This window comes from Mesorhizobium sp. WSM4830, from assembly GCF_055811495.1.
In genome coordinates, this window is sequence record NZ_JBVVQI010000089.1 from 1 (window position 1) to 1,111 (window position 1,111).

Sequence of the window (1,111 nt, forward strand, 5' to 3'; positions counted from 1 at the left end):
TCGTTCTGCTGTTGGCATTTCCGGCAAATGGTCAGTTGGCGCCCGAAGCGCCAGCGGTTGCCACAGCTAACGACAGCTCGTCGGTCGTGGTTTCCGAACACACCGAGGTCGGCAAAGAACCGGGCAAGTCACAACCGAGCGCGCTCGGATCCCATACATCTAGAGAGCTGGTGCTCAGCGAAACACAGGCACTCAAGGAGGGCGCGCGAACGCCGCTCGGCGAGCATGAGGAGGCTTTACGCCGAATTGGCCGCAGCACGAGCGGACCTAGAGGTTATGCAGCGCGGCGTCCGTGAGCTAAGCGCCCAGGCACACCTACTGGCAGAGACGGTGGCTCAGCAAGCACAAACCCTGAAAGAGCAGCAGCGAACAGAGGAAGCGCTCGGGCTCGATCTGGAGACGGCGCAGCGCGTTATCGAAAGCTACAGGGCCGAAGCCAGTCTCTGGAACAGCGAGGAGGCTGCCGCGCCTGGAGCGCACCCCTCTATGGACGCCTCCCAGCTTGCTGCGAAGCGAACGCTTGATGACGAGCGGCACAAGGTCGAGCTCTTGGAGCAAGAACTTACCACGGCTCGCCAAACTATCGATGCTCTTAAGGCAGGCGCAAAGCTGGCAGCCGTCGAGCAGGCCAACGCCATAAGGGACCGACAGGTGGCCGAGGCCGCTCTAAAGCAGGCTCGAGAAACACTCGAGCTGGGACGCGAACGAGCAGATTCAGCAGTGCGTGACCTCGATATTGTTCGCCAGGAACGCGATGCTTTAAAGCAGAACTCGGCAGAATTGAGTGCGGCGCTCGAGCAAGAGCGTGAAAGGGCTATCGGTCTAGCCCGCAGCCTCAGTGCCGCGCGTGAGGCAATTGATATCGTCAAGGGTAAGCGTCGCACTGCGGCTGTGGAGCGCTCGCCGAAAGCGCGTACCCCCGCGAGTGCACTTGCAAGTAGGTTATCGCGTTCGGACGCCCAACCAGCCCGTAAACCGGGCTTGCCCGAAAAAACAGAAAATGAAGGTCCAAAAGCCGCCGCAAACCGTTCTGCTCGCAACCATACCTCTTCCCGCAGCATTGCTTCCAACACGGCCATCAAAAAGCTCGAGCCGCGCCAGTGAAGACTAG

At 60.4% G+C, this 1,111-nt stretch carries 2 protein-coding genes; both read left to right on the forward strand.

Annotated features, from left to right (window positions below; genetic code table 11):
* A partial coding sequence (locus AC0L2Y_RS34440) for a hypothetical protein (protein WP_473562316.1) occupies positions 1-296 on the forward strand: 296 nt, incomplete at its 5' end.
* Positions 277-1,104, forward strand: coding sequence for a hypothetical protein (locus tag AC0L2Y_RS34445; RefSeq protein ID WP_473562317.1), 828 nt, complete (start codon positions 277-279; stop codon positions 1,102-1,104). The genes AC0L2Y_RS34440 and AC0L2Y_RS34445, both read left to right, overlap by 20 nt.
* Positions 1,105-1,111 lie beyond the last annotated feature (7 nt).

Coding starts and splice junctions, on each gene's coding strand:
- AC0L2Y_RS34445 (WP_473562317.1), top strand. CDS start 277: ATGCAGCGCGGCGTCCGTGAGCTAAGCGCCCAGGCACACCTACTGGCA.